The 26,724-nt window shown below is 62.9% G+C and carries 21 protein-coding genes; 12 read left to right on the forward strand and 9 right to left on the reverse strand.

Annotated elements, in window-relative coordinates:
• Positions 1 to 372: 372 nt before the first annotated feature.
• Genes FA85_RS00080 through FA85_RS00090 form a run of 3 tightly spaced genes read right to left on the reverse strand, consistent with a single transcriptional unit; the run spans position 373 to position 5,086 of the window.
• Entirely contained in the window at positions 373 to 2,802 is a 2,430-nt protein-coding gene (locus tag FA85_RS00080) for an AAA family ATPase (RefSeq protein ID WP_036113267.1), read from the reverse strand.
• A complete protein-coding gene (locus FA85_RS00085; protein ID WP_036113264.1) occupies positions 2,799 to 3,374 on the reverse strand; it encodes a hypothetical protein in 576 nt (191 codons plus the stop codon). Before FA85_RS00085 ends, FA85_RS00080 begins: the two co-directional genes overlap by 4 nt.
• Positions 3,371 to 5,086 (reverse strand): SIR2 family protein, encoded by a 1,716-nt coding sequence (locus FA85_RS00090; protein WP_036113261.1) that lies wholly within the window; start codon positions 5,084 to 5,086, stop codon positions 3,371 to 3,373. Before FA85_RS00090 ends, FA85_RS00085 begins: the two co-directional genes overlap by 4 nt.
• A 1,233-nt stretch (positions 5,087 to 6,319) precedes the next feature.
• Between FA85_RS00090 and FA85_RS22075 the strand changes: the two genes are divergently transcribed.
• Together FA85_RS22075 and FA85_RS00100 are read left to right on the forward strand one after the other, a co-directional pair.
• On the forward strand, positions 6,320 to 6,634 hold the full coding sequence (locus FA85_RS22075) for a hypothetical protein (RefSeq protein ID WP_197056451.1): 315 nt from the start codon (positions 6,320 to 6,322) through the stop codon (positions 6,632 to 6,634).
• A 139-nt stretch (positions 6,635 to 6,773) separates the two neighbouring features.
• Positions 6,774 to 7,514, forward strand: coding sequence for a nuclear transport factor 2 family protein (locus tag FA85_RS00100; protein ID WP_197056452.1), 741 nt, complete (start codon positions 6,774 to 6,776; stop codon positions 7,512 to 7,514).
• 22 nt (positions 7,515 to 7,536) lie between these two features.
• Here FA85_RS00100 and FA85_RS00105 read toward each other — a convergent pair whose 3' ends face one another.
• On the reverse strand, positions 7,537 to 7,881 hold the full coding sequence (locus FA85_RS00105; RefSeq protein WP_197056453.1) for a MerR family transcriptional regulator: 345 nt from the start codon (positions 7,879 to 7,881) through the stop codon (positions 7,537 to 7,539).
• Between the two features lie 108 nt (positions 7,882 to 7,989).
• On the opposite strand from FA85_RS00105, the gene FA85_RS00110 reads away from it, so the two are divergent.
• Positions 7,990 to 8,922, forward strand: a complete 933-nt coding sequence (locus FA85_RS00110; protein ID WP_036113249.1) for an alpha/beta fold hydrolase — start codon at positions 7,990 to 7,992, stop codon at positions 8,920 to 8,922.
• Between the two features lie 55 nt (positions 8,923 to 8,977).
• On the opposite strand, the gene FA85_RS00115 is transcribed toward FA85_RS00110, so the two are convergent.
• Positions 8,978 to 10,555, reverse strand: a complete 1,578-nt coding sequence (locus FA85_RS00115; protein WP_051943662.1) for a Gfo/Idh/MocA family protein — start codon at positions 10,553 to 10,555, stop codon at positions 8,978 to 8,980.
• A gap of 30 nt (positions 10,556 to 10,585) precedes the next feature.
• Complete coding sequence (locus FA85_RS00120) at positions 10,586 to 11,668, reverse strand: LacI family DNA-binding transcriptional regulator (protein ID WP_239739793.1); 1,083 nt, start codon at positions 11,666 to 11,668, stop codon at positions 10,586 to 10,588.
• Positions 11,669 to 11,981: 313 nt separating this feature from the next.
• On the opposite strand from FA85_RS00120, the gene FA85_RS00125 reads away from it, so the two are divergent.
• The 9 genes from FA85_RS00125 (at position 11,982) to FA85_RS00165 (ending at position 21,562) form a co-directional block, all read left to right on the forward strand.
• Positions 11,982 to 13,172, forward strand: a complete 1,191-nt coding sequence (locus tag FA85_RS00125; RefSeq protein ID WP_239739792.1) for a Gfo/Idh/MocA family protein — start codon at positions 11,982 to 11,984, stop codon at positions 13,170 to 13,172.
• Positions 13,169 to 14,395, forward strand: coding sequence for a nucleoside permease (locus tag FA85_RS00130; RefSeq protein ID WP_036113246.1), 1,227 nt, complete (start codon positions 13,169 to 13,171; stop codon positions 14,393 to 14,395). Before FA85_RS00125 ends, FA85_RS00130 begins: the two co-directional genes overlap by 4 nt.
• Positions 14,392 to 15,267: a sugar phosphate isomerase/epimerase family protein gene (locus tag FA85_RS00135; RefSeq protein ID WP_036113243.1), complete on the forward strand. Its 876-nt coding sequence runs from the start codon at positions 14,392 to 14,394 to the stop codon at positions 15,265 to 15,267. Before FA85_RS00130 ends, FA85_RS00135 begins: the two co-directional genes overlap by 4 nt.
• Before the next feature lie 10 nt (positions 15,268 to 15,277).
• Positions 15,278 to 16,969 carry a GMC oxidoreductase gene (locus FA85_RS00140; protein ID WP_036113240.1) on the forward strand — a complete coding sequence of 564 codons (1,692 nt, stop codon included), beginning with the start codon at positions 15,278 to 15,280 and terminating at the stop codon, positions 16,967 to 16,969.
• A 9-nt stretch (positions 16,970 to 16,978) separates the two neighbouring features.
• Positions 16,979 to 17,569 (forward strand): gluconate 2-dehydrogenase subunit 3 family protein, encoded by a 591-nt coding sequence (locus FA85_RS00145; RefSeq protein WP_036113237.1) that lies wholly within the window; start codon positions 16,979 to 16,981, stop codon positions 17,567 to 17,569.
• A gap of 1 nt (position 17,570) precedes the next feature.
• Positions 17,571 to 18,626 carry a sugar phosphate isomerase/epimerase family protein gene (locus FA85_RS00150; protein WP_036113234.1) on the forward strand — a complete coding sequence of 352 codons (1,056 nt, stop codon included), beginning with the start codon at positions 17,571 to 17,573 and terminating at the stop codon, positions 18,624 to 18,626.
• Between the two features lie 2 nt (positions 18,627 to 18,628).
• Entirely contained in the window at positions 18,629 to 19,534 is a 906-nt protein-coding gene (locus FA85_RS00155) for a hydroxypyruvate isomerase family protein (RefSeq protein WP_036113231.1), read from the forward strand.
• Positions 19,535 to 19,554: 20 nt separating this feature from the next.
• A complete protein-coding gene (locus FA85_RS00160; protein WP_036113228.1) occupies positions 19,555 to 20,331 on the forward strand; it encodes a 3-keto-disaccharide hydrolase in 777 nt (258 codons plus the stop codon).
• A 208-nt stretch (positions 20,332 to 20,539) separates the two neighbouring features.
• Entirely contained in the window at positions 20,540 to 21,562 is a 1,023-nt protein-coding gene (locus tag FA85_RS00165) for a hypothetical protein (protein ID WP_051943660.1), read from the forward strand.
• A 110-nt stretch (positions 21,563 to 21,672) separates the two neighbouring features.
• Here FA85_RS00165 and FA85_RS00170 read toward each other — a convergent pair whose 3' ends face one another.
• From FA85_RS00170 to FA85_RS00180, 3 genes are read right to left on the reverse strand one after another with little or no spacing between them, the layout of a single operon-like run.
• Positions 21,673 to 23,874 carry a sugar nucleotide-binding protein gene (locus FA85_RS00170; protein ID WP_036113225.1) on the reverse strand — a complete coding sequence of 734 codons (2,202 nt, stop codon included), beginning with the start codon at positions 23,872 to 23,874 and terminating at the stop codon, positions 21,673 to 21,675.
• Between the two features lie 11 nt (positions 23,875 to 23,885).
• Positions 23,886 to 25,058 carry a UDP-galactopyranose mutase gene (gene glf / locus FA85_RS00175; RefSeq protein ID WP_081907482.1) on the reverse strand — a complete coding sequence of 391 codons (1,173 nt, stop codon included), beginning with the start codon at positions 25,056 to 25,058 and terminating at the stop codon, positions 23,886 to 23,888.
• A complete protein-coding gene (locus FA85_RS00180; RefSeq protein ID WP_051943659.1) occupies positions 25,055 to 26,314 on the reverse strand; it encodes a glycosyltransferase in 1,260 nt (419 codons plus the stop codon). The genes glf and FA85_RS00180 overlap by 4 nt, the downstream gene beginning before the upstream one ends.
• Between the last annotated feature and the right edge of the window lie 410 nt (positions 26,315 to 26,724).

Below are 26,724 nucleotides of genomic sequence, written 5' to 3' on the forward strand. Positions count from 1 at the left end.
GGTGGCTAGTAGCTCACATGCTTTGCCTAGCAAGTCGATGCCATCGTACTTGTTGGCGACTACCGTCAGATCCTTCCATGCCAACGCTATGAGCCTCAGGACGTTCAAGGACGGGCCGTGCCACCTCCTGTCGAGTAAATTAAGCACCCCTCGAGTGCGTTGTGCTTGAGATGGATCTGCGAAGAGGTAGCCCAGATAACACGAGCTAACCGCCCTCCCCTGCGTCAGCGTTCGGCCAAAAGCAGCCGTTCGTTAAACTCACTGAGACCGGTCGTTTGATCACCGAAACGAGGCGGTTTAATCGTAAGCCAACAAACCTCTCAACCACGCGCCCGTTTCAGAGTTCGGGAAGTCTAGTGCGAGCGCAGATAGCTACGCTGCAATCGCCCGGTCTTGTTTCCAGTCTCTAACCGAAGTGTTCGCTACCGAGTCTCCATTGGCCGTACGCCCTAGCTCTACAGTGATCAATCGGTCCCCTTCGAACGCTGGGCTGAGCTCAAGGCAGAGGTAGTCAAATAGGGGTTTTTCGTGCACAGCAATGATCACCTGGCGTCCATGCTGCTTGGACAGTGTCCGCAACAGCGCAGCGAACTGCGAGATGTGAACCTCGTCCATGCTTTGCACCGGGTCGTCGATGATTAACCACGGCAGCTGCGGCTTCACAGACAGGTGTAGCGCAAGGAACAGCGTTAGTGCGGCCGTGTTGAGATTCCCGGCGCTGAGCATGGCCCTTGGATTCCCGCCCCTACTACCGTCTCGGTAGTGGGTTTCCAGCTTCGCTTCGACGTCGCCCTTCGTCGCCTTGGGCAAAGCGAAGGCGGGGATGAAAGGCTCGTCCGGTGCCAGGCGAACGAAGAGGTCTCGCCATGCCGCATTCAAGGAATCGTTGAACACTTGTCCAACAACACGGGAACGCTCGACCTGAGCGAGCTTGAGAAGCTCGCGGGCTTGTTCCATCGCGCGCTCCCCCGCTTCCTTCGCCGCATTCAGGCCTCGATGAGCAGTTCTGCGCTTCTGCTGCTGTAGCTTGATGGCTTCAATATTTTTCTGCTTCAAAAGCAGTTCCCTCAGCGCCGCCTCGCCATCGCGGCGAGCCGACTCTTTTGCCGTCAACCGCGCCAGCCGAGCAGTGACTTCAGCCAAGAACCGCTGCAGCGCCGCTTGCAGAGACTCGCTGGCCCCAATGGAATCCATGCAGAGCACAGTGGCAAACCGGCCAGCAGAGTCACGAATTGCTGCCGATTGCTGATCGCCGGCGCGAGCCGATACCAGGGCTTGCGCGGCGTTGGCAGCTTGCCCAAACAGGGTTTCGCCAGCCTTGGCTTCCACTTCCAGGGCAGACAAAGCCTGCAAGGCCTGCTTAAGGGTTGCAAGCCTTTGGCCGTATTCCGCTCTCGCTTCGGCTGTGAGTACTTGTGCTTGAGCGCTACCGATATCTCTATCTCTGTCCGCGACGGCGTTCACCGTGTTCGCGCGGTCCTGCGACAACGCCGAGAGAAGGCCCGCCGACTGGGTCAGGGACGCAATCCGTGCGGTGAGATGACCCAGCAACGGCGACGATGAAACCTCACCGAAGTCCCGACTACAGACAGGGCATTCTTCCGTGTGCACATGGGGAACCAAGGCAGACAGCGCCTGCGCAAGCTGGCCTGCCTCGCGCGAATGCTGCACGATCTGCTTGTCGATCTCTTCCAGCCGCCTAGTGAGGCCTTGCCGGTCCGTCCGAAGGGTTGAAACCTGCTTTTGTGCAGCTTGATCCGTGTCCTGAACCTGCTGGCATCTCGTCACCTCAGCGGCAATGGCTCGATGGGCATAGGCGAGGGCGTATTCGGGGCGATTTTGAATGGGCGATGGCAGATCAGAGAAGTAGCCACCGAGCCTATCGAACAGCTCCGTCATGCGCTTGCCACTGGTGTCCATCCAGCCACGCAGTGCCGCGTCGGCGGCACTGGCGGCCGTTTCGACGGCCTCGCGCTTGTCGGCAGAAATGACGGATACCACCCTCTGGCTCTGCGAGATCGTGTCATTGAGCTCCCGCCTGAGCTGCGTCAGGCGTTGTAGCTCAGGTTCCTGCGACTGGTCCTTCAACAGGTCAAGTATCGCCTGTGCCGAGAGGCCGGCAACTTCTGGCCAGTGTGGTGCAAGTCGTTGACCCGCCGTCTGCGTGAGCTGCGCCGCCTGGCCCTCGGCGGCAGTGAGTTCTTCAGCCAGGCGGCTCAATTCGTCATCCAAACTCGGGAGCTGCTCGCGCATGTCCCAGAAACTTACGGCATGGCCGCGGAGCCGGCGAACGTCACCGGCATTGTGCAGGCCGTCAATGAGCGCTTCTAGCGCATCCAGCCCCAGCAACTCCTTGACGAATCGCGTCAGCGCCGAACCATTTACCGCCTTGTCCTCGTAGAACTCCAGTAGTCTCGTCAGCGTAGATTGCGCCAGGTAGCAGCGCTCCGAGAAGTGCTTGGTCAGCAGGGGACCCAGCGCCGGCTTGCCACCGAGCTCGTGGCCATGGATGTCGAAATGACCTGCCGGAAAGTCGACACCAAGCCCGTGGACGCCGATCGACACCGATGCCTTCATGGACGCCGCCTCCTTGTGGACCAGATGCTCACGAAGCCGCGGATCCAGCCGAGATAGCGACGCCAGATTGCCAGTCAGGCCAAGTTCCATTGCCGTCAATAAGCTGGTCTTACCAGCGCCATTACGGCCATGGATCAGCACAACAGGGCTATCCATCGGGATCGTGACGCTCCCACGAATACTGCGGAAGTCGGTAGCCGTGATTGACGTGATGCGCGGCGTCATATTGTCTTCTCTTTGGCTTGGACGGCAGCGGCGTCGATGATCGAGTACAGCTCCTTACTGACGGCGCCCTCCCCCAGCGATGCAATATCGATCAATTTCCTGGTGGTTTCGTCCAGGTTTTGCGCGGCGGCGTGGATGCGGGCTAGGGAGTTGCCCACCGCGGACTCAGGCTGTGGCAACGACAGAGGCAGCAGCACAGCCAGCCAGTTCTTGAGGAGTTCGTCGCCGTCGTCACCGCTGATGTTGCCGGTGGGAAGGACCCGGCAGACCCGTCCTAGAGATTCTAGCGCAGCACCACTGGGGCGTGGGCCTGTCACCACCAAGGTGAGCGACCGTGTGGAGGACGCGATGTCCAGCGCGCGCGCCACGCCGTCGACCTTGCGGATCAGCTGCGTCTCGCTCTCGCTGGCGATGTCGGCGACGAGGATGAGTTCGGCTGAGTTCTTCGCTTTCACGAACGCGGCCGGAAACTGAAACTTCAGCTCGCCAACCTGGAGTCCGTTGGCGATCCGCTGGTACCCAGCATTCTCAAGCGCCACCGTGACCCGGCCAATAGGGGTTGAATCAGTCATAGCGCGAGCTCCTGTCGGAATGCTTCATAGAGCTCGTCAGCGGTGGCGTAGGTTTGCAGCAAGGCAGATATGCTGACTTCGCGCGCTTTCGGCAGCCCAGTTCGCCCCGATGCTCCCCTCGGGGATCGTGTCATTGGTATTACCAGCTTCTGAGACTGGATCAACAGGGGGCTATCTGCCTCGATCAGGTGGCCCTCGCTCCGGAGCAGCGCGGCGCCTGCCGCGCTGGCCGTAAGGTACACCTTGGTGCGAGCCGTCGCTACACCTTTTCCGGTGACTGCCAGCACACCAGATTCCCTGTCCAGAGTCTCCGGTTCCACTGTCCAGTCATAGCGGTTCAAGCCCATCCCCACCAGGCCAAGCGCAACGGCTGCCTCGCGCAACCCGAGGGCCCCCAGGGCGGGATTGCCTGAGAGGGCCGCCACAACGTCATTCGTGATCGGCTCAAACCTGACATTGGGGCGTTCGATTTGGCCGTCGCGCAGCAACTTGCAGGCACGGCCGAACCGGTCAAGGAGAGCATCGATGAAATCGAGGTCCGGCAACGCTGCATCTGCCAGGTGGTTGCGAAGCACCGCAATGCCGTCGCAAAGGTGTTGACGTTCTGCCGGCGGAAGCAGGCCGGGCGCGAGAAGGGCCAACGCCTGCAGCTTTCTAGACCACACATCCAGCAGCAGCGCGACAAGTAACCGCTTTGCGTACGCTTGGATGCGCGCCGCCTCAAAGACCGCCTTCAGGTTTGCTGGGGTGATTTGTTCGCGGTAGACGTTCTTCAGGAGCGATCGCTGGTCCATGCCCAGCTCTTGCTCCGAGAACACGTAGCTCGGAGGAGGTTCACCAAGCTGCCACGTCAACTCGTTGGCCGCCTTATTAAAGATCCCTTGAATATTGGCGTCCTGGGCCGAGAGGCCCAGCATCAGTGTGCGCTTGCTGCCGACGATATGCGTCAATGCTGTCACGAGCCCCTGGTTGTCCGCCTGGGTGCAAAACGCGGCGACCTGATCGTGTGACGCCACCAACCATTGGCGGTACTGGCCCGGGTCACCTTGAGCTTTGACAGCACAGCCATGGAACTTGATCAGGCGGGTCTTATTGCGGGGCAGTTGAAGGTCGGCGGGACGTGCGACAACCGTCGGACTCAGCGCTACATTGCCGTCTGTCAGGGTAGACACGGCTCTCTCGATCAGCGGGTCCCAGTTGGCTGAAAGCATCTCAGGCGCTGCGCCCTCCAAACTTAAGGCCGCGAGGCAGAGATGCTCCACGTCAGGGATCATCGCAGGGTCTGCGAATGTGGCGCCGACGTCTATGACGTTCCACAAGAGATAGTCCATGTCCTCACCATCGACGGTGAGCCCGAGCAGCTTGGAATAGTTATTGACCAGGCGCTTAGCGATGGCGTCCCGATCCGGCCAAGCGGCAAAGGGCTCATCGAACTTTGAGCGCGTCAGCTCGTCCGCTGAGGCGCTGGCAAGGGTGAGAATCTCTCGCAACGTAATGGTGAACTTGCAGTTGGGATCTGCATGATCAATACGCGAGCGTACGAACTCGACGACTTTGCCGACGAGGACGAGCAGACTGGGCGCGCGTCCGAATGATATGCCGGAACCCAACCAGAATGCGTAAAGCCCGTTTGACACGCCGGCAGCGAAGGGCTCGAACGAGCCATCAAGCAGCTTGAGCGTGTCCCGCACACTGATGTCAAATGCGGCCATGAGAGACCTCCCCTATCCCTGTTTTAATCTCGTTGTAGAGCGCTTGAATGGTACTAAACGCGCGTTTAACGCGGTAGAGGTCGTTTACTAACCATGCCGCAGAAGCGCACGCGGCGGGTTACTTGGTCGATCGCATTTGCGTGTTGCTTGGCCCGAAACTTGGTCAGAGTGCACTTTTTAATGACGGCTTTGGGTTGGAAGCGGACCTCACTCAGAAGCTCTTCAGCTAACCATCGAAATACTCACGCTGCGCTGCAACGGTTGTCGGCTGAACGTTGGGCCCTGTATCAAAGATACGCACTAGGTCCTGCATTCTGCCTCGCTGGCCGAGGGTGAGCTTATGAGCCTCCGCCCCACCTCCCATATCCCTGGCCATGCCTGATGGGAACACATTGAGGCCCGCCCCATAGCAGTTGGCAGTATCCTCTCTTCCGCTAAGGTCTGACGGACTGCACGGTCGATCCCCAATCAGGCATACACCCTCGTAGTCGAGCTGCACGAGGCAAATATCATCGTCCGAGTCTTATCGAGGATAGCCTTGCCGCCTCGAGCGCCATCTTGGATCCCGAGTTTAATCCGTTCCATCTCCTCCCCTTTTTGGTCCGCTAAGGGTCGAAGACGGACCTATCCTGACTTTGGCAGGTGATCTGTTCATACCCCCCGATAACCAGCCCTAATCGAACTGCAGCAATCAGTATTTAGTGACGCGAGTTTGGTGCTGGCCTAAGGGTTCCATCGCTCAGGATTCAATTGTCCCAAGTTTTTACAGGTTACCCGCGTCACTTAAGCCACGCCATGCCGTCGCGTTCGAGCTCTTTGCGCAGGCGTCCAAGCCGATGGACGGCGACCAAGTGACACCTCGCTGCAGCGTCCCGGGATCAGTCTCCTGCATCACCCACGAAATGCCGCTCGGGGCCAGTTACTCCGGAAAATCAGGCAAGGTCAGAGGGGCAGTGATCCACACCGCTCCCTGACGCCACGATGGAGTACCGTCTTGGCGCGCCGCTTCCCATGGGCTGTCTCGCCACGGCGGAGTGTCTTCGCGGCGTACCCGATACAGCGACACAGTCCCCGGACCTTGCCGGAGAAATTGACCGACTACCATACTCATTCCGCTCTCCAGGTGGCTCGAGCAGTGCAAATCAACGCGTGCGCTTCGTAGTCACCGCGCCGTCACCGGTACGGCCACGGTAGGCATCCGAATAGATGCCATTCCATGGTTACGGAGGGCTCATGCTGCCTCCATCAGGGCAATGCTCGCATCGCCAAGGGATCGGATCGCCCCGGCCTGCTCAGTTAAAAGTGCCCCGGAACTCGTCGGCGGCATCCGAGCGGGTGTTGAATTTGACCATCACCCCGCCCGGCGCGCGCAGGAAGAAGCGCGATCCGCGATCATTGTTGAAGATCTCGGTTTCGGCATCGAAACCATTAGCGGCCAGCTGGTCGCGTATCGTCGATGCCGCGGGCGAACGCGGCGAAACCGACGAAGTGCGTCTGCGCGTTGCGCGCGCTGTCTACGGCTATCTGGGGTTGACGCAGGCGAGGTAGCGCGGCCAGGCAATGGATGACGTGTCCCTCATCAGTGCGGTCAAAAACGAAGTCGCTCATCTTCAGCAACGCTCGACCCTACTCCACGTTGTCACCGGCACACGCCGCACTTAATCTCCCGCCACGACCCCAACATCACGTGTGGAAAGCGATGAATCGTGGCTCCAGGATATCCCTTGCTCTCTGCATCGCGCTCACCAGCGCCGCTCACGCCCAGTCGCTTCCGCCGGATCCCCAGATTGTCAGGACATTGCGTCACAACGACGAGCTGCTTCTCGAAGCTATCCACCGTGGCGATCGGGAGACATGGCGCCGGTTGACGACGTCCGACTTCATGTACGTCGAAGAGGGTCACGTCTTGCGTCGCGCCGAGTTCCTGAGTGAGCTCGCCGAAGATGGCTACAAGGCGCTGATCATCGTGGATTACGAAGCCCAGCAGATCGGCGATACGGTGCAGGTCTTCCATCGCGACGATGTTCCACAGAGGGCGGGCAAGCAGTCGACGAAGGACTCGCATCTGTTGATGACCGAGACCTGGCAACGCGTCGACGGAGAATGGCGGCTGCGCCTCGTGCATACCGATCGGATACGCCGGAATCCTCCGGCAATCGCGCTTAACCCGCAGGATATCGATCCATGGGTCGGGACGTATCGGAACGGCGACGCGACATACCGGATTGAACGGCATGGCCTGAAAATCTCAGGGCAACGCTCCGGCAAGCAACCCGAGATCCTCGAGGCCGAAGCCCGCGACGTGCTGTTCCAGCCAGACAACCTCTACGTCCGAAAGGTCGTGCAACGTGATGCAGGAGGTAAGGTCACCGGCTTCGTGGACCGTGACGAGAATTCCGATCGGCTCTGGACGCGCGTCGACCGGTAATCTTCGTGAGGCCTCCGGCGCGCTAGACACCTTCGGACAGCATCCCGCGCAGTTCGGCCCGTCGCCGCTCCAGTTCTGCGATCTGGCGCTCGATGGAAGCGAGCCGCCGGCGTTGCACGTCACTGGTTTCCGGACAGGCCGCGGCACCTTCGATCATGCGCATGCAGTCCGGAAATCCGCGAATCTCGGCCAGACTGAATCCCGCGGCGATCAGGCGCTGGATCTGCCGGACCTGGGTCACGGCAGCCCGGGAAAACAGGCGGTAGCCATTCAGCGCACGAGCGGAGGTCAGGAGCCCGTTGTCATCGTAATGTCGGATCGAACGCAAGCTTGCGCCGCTTTCCTTCGCGAGCGCGCCGATGGTCATTTCTGCCGGTGGCTTAGACATGGAAGGCGACACCGTTTTTCGCTTGACAGTCACATCAGTGTGAGGGTTCAGACTGAGCTTGTCCAACCGACCCAGGAGTCATCATTTATGTGTCTGTCGAGGTTCTATCGCGCGTTCGGTGCGCTGCTGATCGTCTTTGCGATGCTGGCGGGGTCGCCGGCGGCGCATGCGGAAAACAAGGCGTACACCGTCGCCGCCTCCGATGGCGTCGTGCTCGCCGTGCAGGAAACCGGCGATCCTGCCGGTCCTCCGGTCGTCCTGATCCATGGCCTGCTCGGAAGCCGGCTCAACTGGGAAAAGCAGTTGCAGGATCCTCGCATGCGCCATTACCGGCTGATCACGTATGACCTGCGTGGGCATGGCCTGTCCGGCAAGCCCACGGATCCCGACGCCTACCGCGATGGACGGCGCTGGGCCGATGATCTGGCTGCGGTCATCGAAACGACAGGAGCACATAAGCCCGTGCTCGTAGGATGGTCGTTAGGCGGTGCGGTCATCTCGAATTATCTGGCGACCCATGGCGACGGCGACGTCGCCGGCGCGGTCTATGTCGACGGCGTGATCGAGTTGAAGCCCGACCAGATCACGGCCCACCCGGAGGTTTATCGCGACATGACCTCCACCGACCTGAAGACCCGCCTGGACGGGGAACGCGCATTCCTCAGGTTGTGCTTCCACGAAGAACCGGACGCGACCACGTTCTCGCGCCTGTTGGCGAATGCGGCGCTCGCTTCCTGGGAGATGCAGCGGGCCGTGCCATCGATGACGGTCGATGCGGCCGAAGGACTGAGGAAGGCAAAGATCCCGCTGCTGCTCATCTATGGCGAACACGATGCCCTGGTCATGCCGGGGCCGAGCATCGCGAGGGCGAAAGCCATCAACCCGCGGATTCAGAGCAAGCTCTACGCCGCATCCGGCCACGCACCGTTCCTTGAGGAGCCCGAGCGCTTCAATCGCGATCTGTCGGCCTTTGTTCGCGCGGTCACACTGCCTCGCGCGCAGACCCAGGGGCACAACTGATGCCGGACCGCGGCTCCGGCATCACCAGCCCGGCAGATCAGAAGGACGAGCGCCGTCACAACGACCACCCTGCCCGGTAATCCCGCCGCAGGAACTGATTCGCGTCCGCTATATTGGCGACCCGCATATTCTGCGCATCGTATTCGATGCGCCCACCCGCTCGCAGCGACACGACGCCCAGCAACATCACTTCCGTCAGCCGCGCGGCGTATTCGAAAGGCGACGTCGTCTCCCCCTTGCCCTTGCAGGCGTCCACCCAGTTCATTTCGTGCGAGGTTTCGATGCGGGCGAATTTCCGCGGCGGGGTACCCACCGACTCCTGCAGCGAGTGCGGTAGCAGGCGCGGATTGTCGCCGTAGGTTTCGTGCACCAGCTTGCCCTTGTCACCCACGTACAGCACGCCACCATCGTGCATCTGCCCTGCCCCCAGCGCCTCCAGTCCCGGCGGCAGGAGCGCACCGTCGTACCACGTGAGCCGGACGGGCGGCTTGTCGCCGCGAGCCGGGAAGTCGTAGTACGTCATCGTCGCGGTGGGGTACGACTCGTGGTTGAAAGGAGTCGAGACCGTTTCCACCGAGGTCGGGAAGCCGAGGTCGAGCGACCAGAACGGCGAATCGATCAGGTGCGCGCCCATGTCGCCGATCGCACCCACGCCCCAGTCCGTCCAGCCGCGCCAGTTGAATGGGTGATAGAGCGGGTGGTACTCGATGACAGGGCCCGGGCCCAGAAACAGGTCCCACTCCAGACCTTTCGGCATGGGATAGTTGCCGGCCATGGCATTGGCAAGGCGGCTGTTCACCGCATCCATGTCCCAGCTTGCGTCGTCGGGCTTCGGTACGGCGCGCGGACGTGGCACGCCCTGAGGCCAGTAGCCGAGCGGCCGGTTCGTCCATGCGTGCACCTCGCGCACCTCGCCGATCGCGCCGGCGTCGATGTATTCGTGGATCAGGCGGGTGTCGTCGGTGGAATGGCCCTGGTTGCCCATCTGCGTGACGATCTTCGGGTTTTCCCGTGCTTTGCGCGCCATTTCGCGGGCTTCGAAGATGGACCAGGTGAGCGGCTTCTGTACGTAGACGTGTTTGCCCAGGCTCATGGCCGCGCTGGCGATCACCGCGTGCAGGTGATCGGGTGTGGCGATGACCACCGCATCGATATCCTTCTGCTGCTCGAGCATCTTGCGGTAATCGGTGTAGCGCTTGATGGAATCGAACTTGCCGGACAGCAGCTTCGTCTGCGCGATCCGGTCCTCCAGTTCCTTGCGCTTGGCAGCGGTCGGCGCCCTGGCAAGCCGGGCCTGGAGTTCGCCCACCCCGGCGAACATCTTGCGGAAGGATGTATCCGTATAGCCCCAGTCGACGTCGCACAGGGCGACGATGTTTTCGCCGGCCAGGGCGCGCATGTTGGCGGCGCCCATCCCACCGACGCCGATGCCAGCGATATTCAGCCGGTCGCTGGGTGCGGTATGGCGAGGACCGCCGAGGACATGGCGGGGCAGGATCAGCAGCCCGGTCGCCGCCATGGCCGTGCCGGCGATGAAGCTGCGGCGCGACGTGTTGACGTTGCCCGCATGGCCCGCGCTCGTCTCGGAGGTGCGGGTGGGCTGCGCTTTCTCGATCTTTGGTTCGTCAGTCATGGAGAATGATCGCCTCTTGCAGTGCAACGATTACCGGTCCCGACGAGGACCCGTGGAGCCACGGACAACCAGATCGGCTGACAGCACGCGCTTGCGCGGAGGCACCTGGGGATCGTTGAGGATTTCGATGAGCATGGTCATGGCTTCGCGGCCCAGCGCGTTCTTCGGCTGGGACACGGTGGTCAGCGGAGGTGACGTGTAGCGGGAGAAACGTATGTCGTCGAAACCGACGACCGAGACGTCTTCCGGAATGCGCAGGCCCGCGGCGGTCAGGGCGCGCATCGCGCCGATGGCCATTTCGTCATTCGAGCAGAACACGGCGCTGAAGGACCGGCCCTGCGACAGGAACATCTCGACGGCGCGCTCCCCCGCTTCGATGGAGAAGTCGCCGACGGCCGTCAGCGCCGGATCCGCAACGATCTTCGCCCGCTTAAGGGCGAGATGGTAGCCCTCTTCGCGGTCGACGCAGATGGGGCTGGAGCCGGGGCCGGCGATGAACGCGATATCGCGATGGCCCAGTGTCACGAGGTACTCGACGGCCGCGGCGGCCGCGCCGGCGTTGTCCACATAGACGCTCGAAATAGCGCTGTCCTTGACGTACTCGCAAGCATTGACGAGCGGCAGGCGGCCGTCCATCGGAATGGCCGGCACGCGATGGAACATGGTGATGATGCCGTCCGCCTGGCGCGCCGCGACCATGTCGGCATACGCCTGTTCCCGCACCAGGCTGCTCTGCGTCTCGCCCAGGAGGACGGAGTAACCCTTTTCGTACGCCACCTGCTCGATGCCTCGGATCACTTCCGAGAAGAACGGGTTGGCGATGTCCGGGAGCAACGCGATGATCAGGCGTGTCCGGGCCGTGCGCAGATTGCGCGCAAGAGCGTTCGGTGTATAGCCGAGCCGCCTGACCACCTCGTGGATGCGCAGCCTCGTCTCTTCGCTGACCAACTCGGGACGCTGTAGCGCGCGAGAGACAGTTGCAACGGAAACTTCCGCAATGGCCGCGATCTCCTTCACCGTACGCACGCGTGCAGGACGCGGCGCAACATCGGCGAGCGCCTCCTTGGCCGGAGCGGCCCGTTTCCCTTTCCGCTTTGTTTCGTCGGCACTCACGCGCTGATCATCCTTCTGCACAGCCTTTTCGAACTGGCCAGCAAGCGCTGACCGCACTGCAAATATGCTGCGCCGCAATGTAATGGATTACATAAAATCGTTGCAGGTCGCTTCGTACGTCTGATACATATCTTGGCATGTTCAGGGCGCGGTGCCACCACCCGACGCGGTGAATATGGGAAATCCATGCAGGTCGCACTCATTTCGTACCGCATGGCATCGAATGTAATCGAATACATTTCGGCGGCATAAGACCGTCGGGGGGAAACATGGCAAGCCAGTCGCTATCGACAAGCGCCAGGACGACCGATCGATGAGTCTCGGCATGGGGCTCGTCGGCCCAGGCTTCATCGCAGCCCATCACCTGGACGCCGTGCGTCGGCTGGGGGATGTCGACATCGTCGGCATTGCCGGCTCCCGTCTCGAATCCACGACGAAACGGGCACGTGAGTTGAATGCCGGCAAGGCGTACGCGGATTATCGCGAATTGCTTGCCGACCCTGCCGTTCAGGTCGTGCACAACACGACGCCGAACCACCTGCACCGCGAGGTTTCTCTGGCGGCCTTGCGCGCTGGCAAGCACGTCATTTCCGACAAGCCGCTGGCCGCGACGATGCAGGAGGCACGGGAGCTTTACGAAGCCGCGCGCGAGGCGAACCTCGCCCACGTCGTCACCTTCAACTATCGCGGCTATCCCCTCGTGCAGCAGGCGCGTGCCATGGTCGCCGATAAGGCGATCGGCAAGCCTGTCTTCGTGCATGGGTGCTACCTGCAGGACTGGCTCACCGACGAACGTGCGTATAGCTGGCGGCTGGACCCCAGGCTCGGCGGGGCCAGCTCCGCTCTGGGCGATATCGGGTCGCACTGGTGCGACCTGGCCGAACATGTGACCGGCGCGCGGATCACCGCCGTGCTGGCCGACCTGCACACGGTCGTGCCGGTACGTGAGGCGCCGGATGCTTCGGCAAAAGCCTTTTCCGGATCGGCGACGCGCTCCGGCAAGCGACGCAAGATCACCAGCGAAGACCTCGCCAGTGTGCTGCTGCGCTTCGATAACGGCGCACGCGGCTGCGTCACCGTGGGCCAGGTGCTGCCGGGTCACAAGAACGATCTGCGTCTCGAGGTGAACGGGCGCGAAGGCTCGCTGGCGTGGCGGCAGGAACAGCCCAACGAACTGTGGCTGGGTCATCACGACAAGGCCAACCAGGTGCTCACGCGCGATCCCGCCTTGATGGAGCCCGGCGCGCGTGCGTACGCCCACTTGCCGGCGGGCCATCCCGAAGCCTGGGCGGATGCGTTCCGCAATGTGATCGCGGATGCCTACGCATGGATCCGCGCCGGCGCCACGGCCAAGGCGAAACCCCTTGCGCTGCCGACGTTCGCCGACGGCTACCGAAACAGCCTCATCGTGGACGCCATGCTCAGAAGCCATGCCGCCGGCGGCGCGTGGCAGCCCGTTGAAGATCCACTCGCCCCCACACGACCCACGAGGAAACGCGGATGAAATGGCGCCTTAGAGTGATGATGCTTTTCGAGTTCGGAATCTGGGGTGCGTGGTACGTCACCGTCGGCACCTGGCTCGGTAAGACGTTGCATTTCACCGGCACGGAAATCGGTGCTGTCGCCGGGACCACCGCCGTCGGCGCGATCATTTCACCGCTGTTCGTCGGTCTGCTCGCCGATCGCCTGTTCGATACGCGGCGGGTGCTGACACTGCTGCATCTGCTCGGTGCCGTCCTGTTGGTGGTTGCCGCGCAGCAGACGACGTTCGCGATGGTCTACGCGCCGCTGCTTGCCTACAGCCTGTGCTACATGCCGACGCTGGCCCTCACGGCGTCGCTGGCCATGCGCCACATCGCGAGTCCGCAGGAGGAATTCGGCGCCATTCGCGTGTTCGGCAGTATCGGCTGGATCGTGGTCGGCCTGGTGGTCGGCGCATGGGGCGTGGAAGCCACGGCATCTCCCCTGCTCCTGGCTGCCGGCCTCTCGGTAGTGATGGCAGGTTACTGCTTCACCCTCCCGCCGACACCGCCGCTGGCTCGCCATACCCGTTTCGAACTGCGCCATGCCCTGCCGCTGGAATCGCTGCACCTGCTGCGCGAGCGTTCCATGTTCGTGTTCGCCCTCGCCTCGTTCCTGATCTGTATCCCCCTGCAGTTCTACTACGCCTTCACCAATCTGTTCCTCAACGAGGTCGGTGTGGTGAACGCCGCCGGCAAGATGACCGGCGGGCAGATGTCCGAGCTGTTCTTCATGCTGCTCATCCCCTGGTTCTTCCGCCGCCTCGGAGTGAAGTGGATGCTCGCGGTCGGCATGCTCGCCTGGGTGGTGCGCTACGGCATGTTCGCCTTCGGCGGCAGCGGCGAGCTGATGTGGATGCTCTGGCTGGGCATCGTACTGCACGGCGTCTGCTTCGATTTCTTCTTCGTCGTCGGCCAGATCTACATTGACCGCGAAGCACCGCCAGCGCTGCGCGCGGCCACGCAGGGCCTGATCACCTTCCTCACGTACGGCCTGGGCATGTTCGTGGGCTCGTGGCTGTCGGGCATCGTGGTCGAGACCTATACCCGCGCCGATGGCAGCCATGACTGGCATGGCATCTGGATCATCGCCGGCGCCTTCGCCGCCGCCGTCTTCGCCCTGTTCGTCCTGCTGTTCAAGGATCGCAAGGCGGCCATCGCCAGTGGCGTCGTCGGCGCCCACTCACCCGGAACTCGTACGACATGATGAATCGCAGGCAATTCCTCGCGCGCTCCGCGGTGTTCGGCACCGCGCTGGGCCTCGGCCTCGCTGCGCCAGGCAAACTCCTTGCCGCCGCATCGACGGGCAAGGGCCTCGGCATCCAGCTGTACATGGTGCTCGACGCCTATCAGGCCGATCCCGCCGGCACGCTGAGGACGCTCAAGGCGATCGGGTATACGGAGATCGAAGCCATCGTGACCAGCACGGCCGAGACGCTTCGCGACCAGTTGAAGCTCGCCGGTCTGGGCTGCCCGAGCCTGCACTTCGACAGCCTCGGCTTCGAGCCGGGCATAAAGGCCGCGCATACGCTCGGCGCGCAGTACATCGTCAGCAGCTCGCTGCCATCGATCCTGGAAAAAGAAAGCGGGAAGCCGGGCGAGCCGGCCTACACCCTGGATGACGCAAGGCGCATCGCCGCACGTGCGAATACGCTGGGCAAGAGAGCCCACGAAGCCGGCCTGCGCTACGCGTACCACAACCACCACGCGGAGTTCACCGACGTGGGCGACGGGAAGACGTTTTACGACATCCTGCTCGCGGAGACCGACCCCACGTTCGTGCACTTCGAGCTGGACTGCGGCTGGGCGCATGCGGGTGGCAAGGATCCGGCCGCGTATTTCAGGGCCAACCCAGGCCGCATCGCACTGATGCACGCCAAGGATTTCCTCCCCGGCCATGCAGGTGACTACCCGGGCGCCGAGCTTGGACGCGGCACGCTGGATTACAAACCCATCATGGCGGCGGCCGATGCCAACGGACTGAAGCACTGCTTCGTCGAGCAGGAAGGCCCATACACCCGCATGAGCTCGCTTGACGCCGCACGCGTCGATTTCAACTACCTGCATCCGCTGCGCTGAAGGCTTGAGCATGGAAAAGAACACATACGACGCGATCGTTGTCGGCACCGGTGTCAGCGGTGGCTGGGCGGCGAAGGAACTCACCGAGAAAGGGCTGAAGACGCTCGTGCTCGACCGCGGCCCGATGGTGAAGCACCTGGATTACCCCACCGCCATGAAGGCGCCGTGGGAATTGCCATACGGTGACGAGCCGACGCAGGAGGACCTCGCCCGCTGGCCCAAGCACACGCGACCGTCGTTTTACGGCATCACACAGTCGACCAAGCACTGGTTTGCCGACGACATCGACAACCCGTACGAAGAAACCAAGCCGTTCGACTGGTTCCGCGGCTACCACGTCGGCGGACGCTCGCTGATGTGGGGCCGGCAGAGCTACCGCCTCAGCCCGATGGACTTCGAGGCCAACGGCAAGGAAGGCGTGGGCGTGGACTGGCCCATCCGATACGACGATATCGCCCCGTGGTACGACCACGTCGAGCATTTCATCGGCGTCAGTGGCAACAACGATCATCTGGCGCAGTTGCCGGACGGCAATTACCTGCCGCCCATGGACCTCAACTGCGTCGAGAAGGATTTTCAGGCCAAGCTGGACAGCAAGTTCAGGCGCAAGCTGATCATCGGCCGTACGGCGAACCTCTCCGCCCCGCTCAAGCATGACCAGAGCCCGCAGCGTGGCACCTGCCAGTACCGCAACATGTGCATGCGCGGTTGTCCCTTCGGCGGTTACTTCAGCAGCAACTCGTCCACCCTGCCCTCCGCCGAGCGCACGGGCAACATGACGATGGTGACCGACGCCATCGTGTACGAGCTGATCTACGACAACGACAAGGGCAAGGCCACCGGCGTGCGCGTGCTCGATGCCAACACCGGGCACCAGACCGAATACTTCGCCAAAGTGATCTTCATGTGCGCCTCCACGTTCGGCACCGCACACATCCTGATGAACTCCACCTCCACCCGCTTCCCGAACGGCTTCGGCAACGACAGCGGCGAGCTCGGCCACAACATCATGGATCACCTTTTCGGGACCGGTGCGCGCGCCATGGTGGAGGGTCATGAAGACCGCTACTACGCCGGCCGCCGGCCCACGGGCTTCTACATCCCGCGCTATCGCAACATCGGCAGCGACCGGCAGAAGTACCTGCGCGGGTTCGGCTTCCAGGGAGGCGCGGGCCGCCAGGACTGGACCCGCCTTGTCGACCAGGCTGCGCTGGGTGAAGACCTGAAGCGCGCCGCCCAGGAGCCCGGCCCGTGGTACGTCTCGATGATGGGCTTCGGCGAGATGCTGCCCTCGCACAAGAACTTCGTGACGCTGGATCGCAGCCACAAGGACAAGTACGGCATGCCGGTCCTCAACTTCGACGCGGCCCACCAGGAAAACGAGATCGCGATGGGCAAGGCGATCATCGACGACGCGGTGGAGATGCTCACCGGTGCGGGTTACCGCGACGTGAGCCACTTCACGATGAAGGCGAACGTCGGCGCCGGCATCCATGAAATGGGTACCGCACGCATGGGCCGCGATCCGAAGACCTCGGTGCTCAACGGATGGAACCAGATGCACGCCTGCAAGAACGTCTACGTGACCGATGGCTCGGCCATGACCTCATCCGGCTGCCAGAACCCGTCCCTCACTTACATGGCGCTGACCGCACGCGCGGCCAACCACGCCGTGGAAGAACTCAAGCGCGGCAATCTCTGAGGACCGCCCATGAATCGTCGCGAATGGTTGAAAAGCATGTCCGCGCTGGCCATCGGCGCCATCGCGGGACCGTCCCTCCTGGCGGTGTTCGACGCGCACGCCGCGTCGCAAGCGCCGGCCGCCAGGCCCGAATTCTTCGACCCGGCGCAGTACAGCCTCGTTGGCGCCGTGTCGGACATCATCATCCCGCGCACCGATACGCCGGGCGCGGTCGACGCGGGCGTTCCTTTGTTCATGGACCAGCTGTTCAAGGCGGTCTATGCAAGGGACGAGCAGGTGCGCTACCTCGACGCCGCGGCCGCTTTCGACAACGCCGGTGGCAAGCCCTTTCTCCAGCTGAGCGACGCGCAGCGCAAAGCGCTGGTAAACAAGCTTCACGCCGAGGCGCTCGCCACCCCGAAGGGTGGCAAGCTGACCCCAGCCAGCGACTTCGTGCTCATGACCAAGAAGCTCACGATGCTGGGCTTCTTTCTTTCCCAGCCCGGTTGCACGCAAGTGCTTCAGTACGACCCGGTACCCGCCCGCTGGCAGCCCGATATCCCGCTATCGCAGGCCGGCAACGGACATGCCTGGGCGGTCGAAGCCTCACTGAAGATCTGATATGAAGACACTCAAGGGTCCCGGCATCTTCCTCGCCCAGTTCGCATCGGACGAGGCGCCCTTCAACTCGCTGCCCGAGATCGCGCGCTGGGCCTCGTCGCTTGGCTTTCTCGGCGTGCAGATCCCTTCCAACGATCGACGCCTGTTCGATCTCCAGCAGGCCGCCGCTAGCACGGCTTACTGCGACGACATCATCGGTATGCTGGCCGGGCACGGCCTTCAGGTCACGGAACTTTCCACTCACCTGCAAGGGCAGCTGGTGGCGTCGCACCCTGCCTACGATCGCCTGTTCGACGGCTTCGCTCCCGCGGAGCTGCGTGGCAAGCCGCAGGAACGCCAGGCATGGGCCGTGCAGCAACTCAAGCTCGCGGCAACCGCCAGCAAGAACCTCGGCCTCAAGGCGCACGCGACGTTCTCCGGTGCCCTGGCCTGGCAGCTGTTCTATCCGTGGCCCCAGCGCCCTGCCGGACTTGTCGACGAAGCCTTTGCGGAGCTGGCCCGGCGCTGGAAGCCGATCCTAGATGCCTTCGACGAGGCGGGCGTCGATGTCTGTTACGAACTGCACCCGGGTGAAGACCTGCACGACGGCGCCACCTTCGAGCGCTTTCTCGACGCCGTGGACCACCATCCGCGGGCGAACATCCTGTTCGACCCGAGCCACATGGTGTTGCAGCAGATGGACTACCTGCGGTTCATCGACCACTACCACGAGCGTATCCGCGCGTTTCACGTGAAGGACGCCGAGTTCCGGCCTGACGGACGCTCAGGCGTCTACGGTGGCTACCAGAACTGGATCGACCGGCCGGGACGTTTCCGTTCCCTGGGCGATGGCCAGATCGATTTCGGTGCGATCTTCAGCAAGCTCGCGCAATACGACTACCCCGGCTGGGCGGTGCTCGAATGGGAATGCTGCATCAAGGACGCGCAGCAGGGCGCGCAGGAAGGTGCTCCCTTCATCCGCGACCACATCATCAAGGTCACCGAACGCGCCTTCGACGATTTCGCTTCGTCGGGTAGCGAGCGTACGTTCAATCGCCAGATACTGGGGCTCGAATGAGCATGCGTGACGACACCACCGATATCGGGCGCCGTAACGCGCTGGGCCGTATCGCCACGGCCGCGGCGATGGCGGGCGCAGCGCCCCTGCTCGCCTCCGCCGCGACAACCGGCCCCAGGGTGGGAGCCCCGGCTATCGGCGGTGGCCGGCTCAGGCAATCGCTGAGCCGCTGGACCTCCAGGGCCCCGCTTCCCGAGCTGTGCACGCGGCTGAAGGCCCTCGGCTTCGCAGGCGTCGATCTGCTCTACGCCGATGAGTGGTCGGTGGTGACGGATCACGGCCTGGCCGTATCGATGGGCTACCCCGCCAGGCGGGACAACTTCATCGAGATGGGCTTCAACGATCCGGCGAACCATGCCGTTCTGATCCGGGAGATCGAGACCACGATCCCGCTTGCCAAACGCGCCGGCGTCACCAACATCATCACCATGTTCGGCAACCGCAAGGACGGTATCGACGACCAGCGGGCCATCGACAACTGCATCGACGGACTGGGAAAGATCGCGCCGTACGCCGCGGAAAACGGCATCACGTTGTGCCTCGAGCTGCTGAACAGCAAGGTGGACCATCACGGGTACCAGGGCGACCGCACCGCGTTCGGCGTGGCCGTGACCAAAGGCCTCGGTTCGCCCAACGTGAAGCTGCTTTACGACATCTACCACATGCAGATCATGGAGGGTGACGTGATTCGCACCATCCGCGACAACATCCAGTGGATCGGTCACTTCCATACGGGCGGCGTACCTGGCCGCCACGATATCGACGGCACGCAGGAGCTTAACTATCGCGCCGTCGCCAGGGCCATCGCCGATCTGAACTACCAGGGCTTCATCGCTCACGAATTTTCGCCATCGCGCCCGAATCCCTTCGATTCGTTCGCCGAGGCTTACAGGATCTGCACCGTATGACATCTTCCCGAGGAACGCCCATGAAGCGCATCGGCGCCGCCACGTTCACCCTCTTTACCGTCGCGAGCCTGGGCTCGTCCTGCGCCCTCGCACAAGACGATCCGAAGGCCACGGAACGATGGGAGCCGGTACCGAAGGTGGTGACTCCAGGTGCAAAGGAGAACGCGCCGCCGTCCGATGCGGTCGTGCTGTTCGACGGCCATGACCTCAGTGGCTGGGAGGCATCGAAAGACCGGTCGCCGGCGGCCTGGAAGGTGCACGACGGCATCGTCACCGTCGACAAGACCACGGGCAATATCCAGACCCGGCAGCGCTTCCACAGCTATCAGCTGCACCTGGAATGGCAGATTCCCAGGGACATCACCGGCGAGGGCCAGGGCCGCGGCAACAGCGGCGTGTTCCTTGCCTCCACCGGCCCCGGCGACGAGGGTTACGAAGTCCAGATCATGGATTCGTTCGAAAACGCGACCTACGTCAACGGGCAGGCCGCGAGCATCTACAAGCAGGCGGCCCCGTTGGTCAACGCAGCGCGCCATCCTGGCGACTGGCAGACCTACGACATCGTGTGGACCGCGCCGGTGTTCGCCGCGGACGGCTCGGTGAAGTCACCGGCCTACCTCACGCTGTTCCACAACGGCGTGCTGGTGCAAAACCACACCGAACTGACTGGCGAGACCTTCTACATCGGCAAGCCGAAATACAAGCCGTACACGACGGCGGCGATCAAGCTGCAGGCCCATGGCGACCATTCACAGCCGATCAGCTTCCGCAATATCTGGGTACGTCCGCTGGACTGACGACGCCCCCGCTCCGGACGTCACATCCCTGTAGCCGGTGAGCCACCGGGCAACGGTAAGGTCGAATCAGTCGGAATAGTTGACGACACGCCCCGCGCACGCTTCGATCACGTCGCACCAGACACTGTCCGCGCTTCTTCATCGGTATGCGCGAGCGTACCGGTTTCATCGGGCGTTTCTTGCCGGTCAGCGGCTACAGGGTTTTTCTATGAACACCATTCACACCGAATCGGGTTACTCCTCACCAGGCAGCGATGCCTATGCTCCATTGCTCCGGCGCATTTCCTGGGGATCCATCTTCGCCGGCGTCATCATCGCTGTCGTCATCCAGCTCGTGCTGAGCCTCATCGGTGCTGGCGTTGGCCTTAGTGTTGCCGATCCGGTGCATCACGATTCGCCGGATGCGTCCGCCTATGGCTTTGGCGCGGCAGCATGGTGGGGCATCAGCAGCGTGCTTGCTCTCATGGCCGGCGGCTGGGTGGCAGGGCATCTTGCGGCCGCGCCTGGCCGGACGGATGCGATGCTGCACGGGCTGGTGACCTGGGGGCTGGCCAGCCTGATCGGCGCTTACCTGGTGGCCTCGACGTTCGCATCCGTCGTAAAGGGCGGCGCCACGGCGGTCGGTGCGACCGCGGCGGCAGCGGGAAGCGGCCTCGCGGCAGCGGCGGGTCCGGCGGCGGACGAAGCGAAGAAACAGCTGGCGGCCAACGGCATCACCATGGATTCGCTGAAGGCTCAGGCTCAGGAGCTGATGGCCCAGACCGGCAAGCCGGCGTTGCAGCCGGAGGCCGTCAAACAGCAGACCGAGGGTGCGGTCAATCAGCTGAATAACGCAAGCCAGAATGGCACGGGGGAAGATGTGCAGGCGGTAGCGCAGCGCATCATTACGTCGGGAAGCGACACGGTTCAGCAGGCAGACCGCCAGGCCCTGGTGAATGTGGTCATGGCACGCACCGGTGCCAGCCAGCAGGACGCCGAGCAGCGAGTCGACGCGTGGGTTACGCAGTATCAGCAGACCAGGGCCAAGATCGCGCAGGCGACCGCTGAAGCCGAAGCGAAAGCCCGCGAAGCTGCGGATGCCGCCGCGAAGGCCGCAGCCAAAGCCGCTCTGGGTAGCGCCGTCGCCCTGATCCTGGGTGCCATGGCTGCGGCGCTCGGTGGCGCCCTCGCCGGCCGACGCTATGTGGTCGTTCACAACGCGGCTGGGACGACTGGCGTTTACGGCCGCTAAAGCTACCGTTGCCTGAGTGACGTTTGCGATCGGAATCCTCCCTGGCTTCGTCCCGGGAGGATTCTCGGCATCGATGCGGTGAGGTCCTCGCGCCCCGCGAAAGCCTGTGACTAAGTACCTAAATAGCGATCCAACGCATCGTCCAGGCTTGGCATCGAAAATCCGCGTTGACTGCCCAGGGCGCTGTATCGCGGCAGGACGGCGGCGAAGCCGCTCCGCCGGGCAGCGCGGTCATGCAGTCTCTTGCTGTCGACGCCCGCCCGCGCAGCCGCACGTACGGCGAGTTGCGACCACGTGACGGCGTCTCCGTTGGTGATGTGCCAGATGCCCGCTTCCCGGTCGATCAACAGATCCAGACACGTGTCGACCAGGTCCGGAACGTAGGTGGGCGAGATCGTGACGTCGTGGGCCGCCTGAAAGGATTGGCCTGCCCGCAAAGCGCGAAGTGCGGATGCGACGAAGCTGTTCTCGTGGGACGGGCCGAACAGTGCGCTGGTTCGTACCACGAGCGCACCGGGATATCGGTCGAGCACGAGAGTCTCTGAGCGCGCTTTGCTTAACCCGTAGACATTCAACGGCGATACCGCGTCGCTTTCCAGATAGGGAGAACGGCGCTCTCCGTCGAAGACGAGGTGGCTCGAGAACGTCAGCAGTTCGATGCCCTCTCTTGCACAGGCGCGCGCCAGGATCTCCGGCCCTAACGCGTTTTCCCGGAAGCATCGCGTCGGATCGCGCTCGGCCTCGTCGACACGCGCATACCCAGCCGCGTTTATGACGGCCCATGGGCGGAAACGGACCAGAGCAGCGCGTACGGAATCCGCATCCGCGATGTCGAGCTCGCTCCGGTTCAACAGGCGATGGTGAAGGTCTCGTTCGGCACAGGCGCGTGCAAACGTCCGGCCTAACATGCCGTTGGCACCGATGATCACGATCGATGGGCGTTCGTTGTCGGCGCGTAAGCGCGGCAAAGGGCTCACACGCAGGGGCGGCAGCCCGATAGCGGGTGACGCCGCTGCTTCGCCGCCGAATCGTTGCGGCCTTTGCCACCAGCCAGTGCCGGAAAGTGCGGGATGCGTCGCCGTCTCGCGAGAGGCCAGAGCGCGCATCAGGCCGGTGAGCGCTGTCCCTCGTGGCTGCCCGCTGCGTACATCGAAAGCCCCTGTTTCGTAATACCCCTGGCGCTCGGTAAGCAGACAGTTCCAGTCGTATGAACCCAGCAGACTCCACGCGGTAACCGCCTGTATATCGGCGCCCGCGCGCCTGGCTTCGTCCGCTCCGGTCCATAGCCCCGCGAGCCAGCGCATCTGACCTTCCCGCCGGGCGTCGATATGCGCTTCCGTCACTGCGACAGGTAAGCCATAGCGCCGCCACGCCTCCATCAGAAGCGGTGCGATGTCACCCACCGGCCCGGCGACCGCCCGCGCGGCCTCGACATCCGCGTAGCGTTCACGACCGTTGCCACCGTGGCAGGAGGCGGGATATTTCTCCAGATTTCCATCCAGAAAGCGATCGCTCGTGACGTAGTGGTTGACGCCGATGACGTCCGGCGGACGCGGATGCTCAGCGAACCAGGCGATGTCCGCCTCACTCGCTTGGCAGGCGTTCCGCAACCACGGCCACAGCGGGTGATCCTGCCCCACCCTTCCGCAAACCAGGTCCCAGCCCAGCCAGCGGAGCCGATTGTTGAAGTCCGCCTGATACTGCAGCGCAGGCGTGGCATACGTCGTCCCTAAGTCATCGGTTTGTATGAGGCGCGCGGCAGGGTTGACGCGCTCGATCGCACGCATGGCGAGCACGATGCCGCGACACTGATTGAACAAGGCCTTCCGGAACGTCACCACGTCGCGCCCGTGCGGATACCAGAGCCCGTAAAGTCCGCTGAAGCGGGCCGTGGTCAACGGCTCGTTGACCGGCGTGTAGTCTTCGATCCAGGGATAGCGCCGTGCGACCATGCTTGCGTAGCGCGCAAGCTTCTCCGGAAACTGCGGATCGACGAGGCTGGTGTCGCGAGGGCCGCTGCCGTGATGCACCAGCCCGACGATCGGCCGCATCGGCAACTGGCGAAGTGCTGCGAGATGCGCGTCGGACCACGCCCAGTCCGCCCCGCTCCCGCCGTCAGTCATCACACGCTCCCAAAGGACGGGATAACGCAGCGCACGAATACCCAACTCGGCAAAGCGATGCAGATCCCCTTCTCCACCGACATAGGGGCGCTGGTCTAGCTGACTGAAATAACGGTCACCGACACGGTTGACGGTACACTCGATGCCGCCCCACAGTTCTAGCCCACCGACCTCTGCCCGTGCGTCCATAGCGCCCCCACTCAGGGCCTCAGGATCACGGGAGCGTCAGCTCCCGGGACCGGCTGCGCGCCCGGTGAGTCCGGAGCCACCCGTCGCCCCAGCTTCTGCAGCACGTATTCCGCTGCCTTCAGCGCGGCACCCACGCACTGATCCATGTTGTAGTAGCGGTATTGGGCCAGACGCCCCACGAAAGTCACGTCGCGTTCTTTCAGGGCCAGGGCTTCGTAGCGCTTGAACAGCGCCTCGTTCTCGGGGCGCGGTACGGGATAGTAAGGCTCCCCCTCCGCCTGCGGAAACTCCCGGACGATCGACGTCCCGGAGTGGACCTGCCCGGTGACATGCTTGAATTCGGTGATCCGGGTGTAGTCGAAATCGGTCGGATAGTTGATCGTGCCCACGCTCTGGTACTGCGCGGTATCATGCAGGTGCTCGTGTTCGAAGCGGATCGATCGATAGGGCAAGGCGCCATAGCATTGCGCGTAATACGCGTCGACGGGGCCGGTAAAAACGATGTGCGATGCCTTTATGCGTTGGCGCATCCTGAAAAAATCCACACCCAGCTCAAGACGGATGCCTGGTTGATCCAGAAGCCTGGAAAAGAGCGCCGTGTATCCCTCGAGGGGCATGGCCTGGAAGGTGTCCGTGAAGTATCGATCGTCTCGATTGACACGGGTGGGCACGCGCGCGGCGACCGAGGCGGCTAGCTCGGACGGATCCAGGCCCCATTGCTTGCGCGTGTAACCGCGAAAGAATCGCTCGTAGAGGTCGCGACCCACCGCGTTGAGCACCACGTCTTCGCTGGTACGAATCGGATGGCGAGGTTCGCGTACCCCGTCAAAAAACGCCTGAATCGTCCGCTCGTCCAGATCGAGACCGTAGAGGCGATTGACGGTATCGATGTTGATCGGTATTGGCAGCAGCAACTCCCCCGCCCTGGCCAGCACGCGGTGTTCGTAGGGACGCCATGAGGTGAACTGAGACAGGTAATCGAAGATTCGCTGGCTGTTGGTGTGAAAGATGTGCGGCCCATAAGGATGTATCAGCACGCCATGAGCATCGTGCCGGTCATGTGCATTGCCGCCGATGTGGTCGCGCCGGTCGACCACAAGCACGTTCAGACCCCGACCGGCGAGTTGCTCGGCCACTACCGCGCCGGAAAAGCCCGCACCCACCACGAGCACATCGGTCTTCATGGTGCGTCGGTCACCTCGATCGCGAGGCGCCCCGTCGCGTACGCCGGAACTTGCAACGCCGATTGAACATCGGCGCGCATCGCCGCGACCGTCGCGGACCATGACGCCTTACCTGCACGGTTCCAGCCCTCGTCCAGCAAGGCGCTGTCCGGAGTCTCCCACGCGCGATGGACGGCTGCCAGGAAGTGCTCGTGCGACCGGGCCACGTCCACCACCGGCGTAAAGTTGCGCACCACATCTGCCACCGCGGTCGACACGATCGGCTTGCCCGCCGCCATATACTCCAGCGTCTTGGTCGGATTGATGTAGCGCGTCGCATCGTTCAGGGCGAACGGCATGAGGCAGACGTCGAAACCCTTTACCAGGTTCGGCAGTACGTCGTACGACTGCTGGCCCAGCCAGTGGATGTTGGGCAGATCGGGCAGCTGCTCGGGGTCGACCTTGACCACGGGGCCCGCCATGACGATCGACGCTTCCGGGTACGCCTTAGCAAGGCGTTCGATCAGTGGATAATCGAGCCGTTCATCGATCACGCCGAAGTAGCCGAGTACCGGATGCGGCAGCGCCGCCACGGAGGACGGTACCGTCGTGTGATCGAGCCGGGCGCGTCCGAAATGCGCCACATCGACGCCGCAGCCGTAGAAATGCACGTTGTCATGGTGACGACTTTTGGACTCGAACAGTTGATGCCCACCGGTGAAGACCACATCCGCACGCGATAACAGAAAACGTTCGCGCTCGACGATATCGCGTGGCGCGAAACGAAAGTTAGCCAGTTCGTCCATACAATCGTAAACGGCGCCCCGTGCGCCGAACTGCCCGAGCAGGCTGGGCGCGGTCATGGGCGAATAGAACCATTGCACGGGATCCTGAAACTGGTTCCGCAACAATGGATGAGTCCGAAGGGCGGCTTGCATCAAAACCAGCACGGCCGCGCACTGATCGTCGACGCTGACCATGGTGGGAGGGAGCACGGGTACGATCCTCACGATATTTCGCTGCGGTTCGGTAATTTGCAGACGCGGGCCCGCGCTGTCGCCGACGAGTACCACCACAGGCTCTTCGATGTATGCGATCCGATGATGGTCGGCCAGCCGGGAGAAAATCTGCTGCGGTCGCTGCCAGACGAAATCCCAGCGCAGGTGACAATGGACGATGATGGGGAAATGCTCTTCCCAGGCCGACTCGTCTTGCGCCTCCGGGCCTGCGGAGTAAACGTCCTCAAGGGACTCGGCGAGAAAGGCGTTCTTATCCATGTCAGTGATTCCTCTTCGGGTCACTACTATGGCCGTGCTGCCGGGGACGGTGGCGTGAGGGGTTGATCGAAACTATTTAACTTCACACGGTTTCCTTCGTGCCGGGGCCTGCGCACCGTTCGCGTCGCCGCCTTCGTGAGCCGCCCGTCACTTCCACGCCTCACGACATGCACGACGTATGGGCGACAACGAAATCCGATCCACGTCGAGGGAAATACGCTGCGTTATCTCAGCGCGCACTTTGCAAGCCACCAGTCCGCGATGGCTTGGCTGCCATGCAAATGTTCATGGGTCGAGGATCTTCGGATCACGATTTAGCCCGGGACGGAGCGTCATGACGACGTCACTCGGGCCCGCTCTCGCAGGACGCACCAGAGCCCACTAAGCCGGTGGCACGCGGCGAACTGCCG

Origin of the sequence: Luteibacter mycovicinus, from assembly GCF_000745235.1 — a bacterium.
GTDB classification, from domain to species: Bacteria; Pseudomonadota; Gammaproteobacteria; order Xanthomonadales; family Rhodanobacteraceae; genus Luteibacter; species Luteibacter mycovicinus.